The following is a 3,375-nucleotide window of genomic DNA, read 5'->3' on the forward strand; positions in this document are numbered from 1 at the left end:
AACTCGATGACGAGCAGGCTCTCGTCCACGCCGAGGACTTCGGGGACGGGAACCGCGGCCGCCTGCGCCAGCCAGCGCAGCCCGTTGGCCTAGGTTGTCCGGGGGGACGACCCCCCGGAACCCCCCGGCTGCGGCTTAACGCCGCACGTGCTCCGGGGGGACCACCCTCCGGAACCGCCCGGCTGGGGGTCGACGCCGCACGTGCTGGCCCGGGGGGACGACCCCCCGGAACCCCCCGGCTGCGGCTCGACGCCGCACGTGCTCTGGGGGGACCACCCTCCGGAACCCCCCGGCTGCGGCTCGACGCCGCACGTGCTCCGGGGTTGCGCCGCGCTCGGCGCTGCCTTCGCGAATACCTCGCGGCCGCTGGCCAGCGTCGCGATCACGTGCTCGTCGCCGTGCTGGGCGCCGGCCACGCGAACCCGGAGGACGGTGGTCTGCAAGAGCTGCCCGATCCGTTCTGCATAAGGGGTTTCGAAATCGGCGGCCATGCGCCAACCGTAGCGCGGACCTCAGCCCGGCCAATCCTGGGCAAATGCGGGGGGCAGGGCGCCGTGCACGACCTTGCCCGCCACGATCGTGGCGGTCGGCCTGATGTCCTTGATCTGTTCGGCGGGGATCGTGAGGTAGTCCCTGTCGAGCACAAGCAGGTCGGCGAGCAGGCCGGGCCTGATCGAGCCGAGGTAGTTCTCGCGGAACATCAGGTGGGCGTTGCTCTTCGTGTGCGCGATCAGGGCCTGCTCCCGCGAGATCGTCTCGTCAAGGACCTGGTCACCGGCGAGGGACCGGCCGGTCACCGCCCAGTACAGCGAGATGAACGGGTTGACCTGGGCGGCCTTGGTCCCGTCGGTGCCCAGCCCCCAGGACAGCCCGCTGTCTTGCACGAGCCGCAGCGGCGGCATCCGGCGGGCGGCGGGCGCGCCGTACGCGGCGATGGCGCGGCCCTGGTTGCCGATGACGCTCTGGCTGCGCAGCTGGAGCGTGACGCCGAGGCTCCTGGCGCGCTCGAGCTGTGCCGGCGTGATGCCGTCGGCGTGCGTCACCGACCAGCGCAGCGGCCTGACCGGATGGTCCTCGTTCACCTGTGCGTAGCCGTCCAGGACCAGGCCGATCCCCTCGGTCGTCACCGAGTGCGTCTGCACCGGCCAGCCGTTCGCCGCGGCCGTCCGCAGGATCTCGACGGCGGCGGCGATGTCGGGCGCCCCCGGCCGCGGCGGGCTCGCGACGTGATCCCAGTGGAACGGCGCGAAGTAGATCTCACCGACCGCGATCCGGTCATGCCACTGGTCACCCTGGAAGGGCTTGCCCGCCCGGACCAGGCCGGCGAACGCGCGGGCGGCTGCCGCTGTCGTGCCGTTCGCGGCGTCGCCCAGGGTGGCGAACACGCGCAGCGTCAGCTCACCGCGCGCCGCCATGTCCGCGACCGTGGCGTAGGCGGCGTCGGACACGCCGACGCCGCCCGGGTCGAAGACCGCGGTCAGCCCGAGGCTGTTGTAGTACGCCATGGCGGCGCGGACGCCGCTCGCGAGGTCGCCCCCGGCGGGGAACCCGGCCGCGGCCCGGTTCAGCGCGAGCAGCCCGCCGCCGACCCGGCCGGTCGCGCGGGTGGCGTCGGCCGCGGGCACGCCCGTGGCGTCCAGCCAGGCGGTGTTGACGAACGCATGGTCGTACTGAGCCTGGATGAACGCGGGGCGGCCGCCGGCTATCGAGTCGAGCTCGGCAACCGTGAACCCGCGGCGGTCGCCGCCCCACTGGTCCTCGTGCCAGCCGCCGAGCGTCAGCAGCCACTGGCCGGGGCCGAGCTGCGCCGCCCGGCGCCCGAGCAGGTCAAGCGCCGCGGCCCTGGTGGGCACGCCGTCGAGGCGGACCTCGGCGTGCTCGGTGGCCCGGATGAAGTGGTTGTGGTTGTCGATGAGCCCAGGGATCACCGTGCTGCCGCCGAGGTCGATCACCTGCGCCCCGGGTCCGGCGTGCGCCAGGACGGCCGCGTCCGGCCCTACGGCCGTGATGCGCGCGCCGTCGATCGCCACCGCCCGCTGGACGGAGAACTGGTCGTCAACCGTGACGATCTTCGCGTTCGTCAAGATCAGGGGGGCCATGGCCCATTCTCTCGCCGGGGCGCGAGTATTGAGGCATGATCCGCTGGGCACGCGACCGCGGACCCGCCGCGCTGCCGCCGCCGGGTCCGCTGCCCTTGCCGGGCAGGCCGCGCCGCGGGAAGCCGTTCCGGGTGCTGGTCCTGGGCGGGGCGCGATCGGGCAAGTCGGCGACGGCCGAGCGGCTGCTGGCCGCCAGGGAGCGGGTCGAGTACGTGGCCACGGGACCGCTGCCGGACGCCGCGGACCCCGAGTGGGCCGACCGGGTCCGGCTGCACAGGCAGCGGCGCCCGGCGAACTGGACGACGCTGGAGACCCTGGAGCTCGCGGGCGTGCTGGCCGGGCCCGGGCTTACGCCGGCGCGGCTGGCCGTTCCCGTGCTCGTGGACTGCCTGTCCACCTGGCTGGCCGGCGTGATGGAGCAGGCCGGGCTCTGGGCGGGCGCGCCGGGCGCAGGCAAGGAGCTGGCCGAACGCACCGAGGCCCTGCTCGCGGCGTGGCGGTCGACCCGGCGGCAGGTGGTGGCGGTCAGCAACGAGGTCGGCGCTGGCGTCGTGCCCGCGACCGCCTCGGGCGTGCGGTTCCGCGACGAGCTCGGGGTGCTCAACGCGCGGGTCGCCGCCGAGTGCGAGCAGGTCTGGCTGTGCACGGCGGGCATTGCGCGGCGGATCCGGTGACGGGTGGCACGGCACGGGGCCGGGGCTTGCGGACGGCGCTGAGCCTGTTCACCGTGCTGCCGGCTGGCGGCAGCAGCGAACTCGGGCCTGGTGAGGCCGCCGCCGCGGTGCTGTGGCTGCCCGCCGTGGGGCTGCTGCTCGGCGTGCCCGGGGCCGCGGTCATTTTTGGCGTCGGCGCGGATGGCTCGTCCGGCCCACGGCGGCTGCTCGGGGCCGCGCTCGCGGTCGGGCTGCTCGCGCTGCTGACCGGCGGCCTGCACCTGGACGGCCTGGCCGACACCGCGGACGGGCTTGGCAGCCGCAGGCCCGCGCCGCAGGCGCTCGAGATCATGCGCCGCTCGGACGTGGGCCCGATGGGGGTGGCAGCGCTTGTGCTGGTGCTGCTGGTTCAGGCGGCCGCGCTCGCCGCGATTCCGCGAACCGGTCTGGCCGGCGCCGCGCTCGTGCTCGCCGCGGTGACCGGGCGGGTCGCCGTCGTCGTGGCGACCGGCTCCCCCGCCGCGCGTCCCGGCGGGTTCGGCGCCCTAGTCGCGGGCCGGACCACGGCGGCGGACCGGGAGCTGACTGTCGCGCTGTTCGGCTGCGCGGTGGCGGTGGCGGGC

General features: G+C 75.1%; 3 protein-coding genes. 2 read left to right on the top strand and 1 reads right to left on the bottom strand.

Features of this window, described 5'->3' with window-relative positions:
- Positions 1 to 512: 512 nt before the first annotated feature.
- On the bottom strand, positions 513 to 2,099 hold the full coding sequence (locus Q1N79_RS17035; RefSeq protein WP_300610063.1) for an amidohydrolase family protein: 1,587 nt from the start codon (positions 2,097 to 2,099) through the stop codon (positions 513 to 515).
- Between the two features lie 35 nt (positions 2,100 to 2,134).
- Here Q1N79_RS17035 and Q1N79_RS17040 point away from each other — a divergent pair, with 35 nt between their 5' ends.
- Both Q1N79_RS17040 and Q1N79_RS17045 read left to right on the top strand, forming a co-directional pair.
- Complete coding sequence (locus tag Q1N79_RS17040; protein WP_300610064.1) at positions 2,135 to 2,773, top strand: bifunctional adenosylcobinamide kinase/adenosylcobinamide-phosphate guanylyltransferase; 639 nt, start codon at positions 2,135 to 2,137, stop codon at positions 2,771 to 2,773.
- A gap of 26 nt (positions 2,774 to 2,799) precedes the next feature.
- The coding region (locus tag Q1N79_RS17045) for an adenosylcobinamide-GDP ribazoletransferase (RefSeq protein WP_300610065.1) at positions 2,800 to 3,375 on the top strand (576 nt) is incomplete at its 3' end.

Source organism: Trebonia sp., from assembly GCF_030042015.1.
Taxonomy (GTDB): Bacteria; Actinomycetota; Actinomycetes; order Streptosporangiales; family Streptosporangiaceae; genus Trebonia.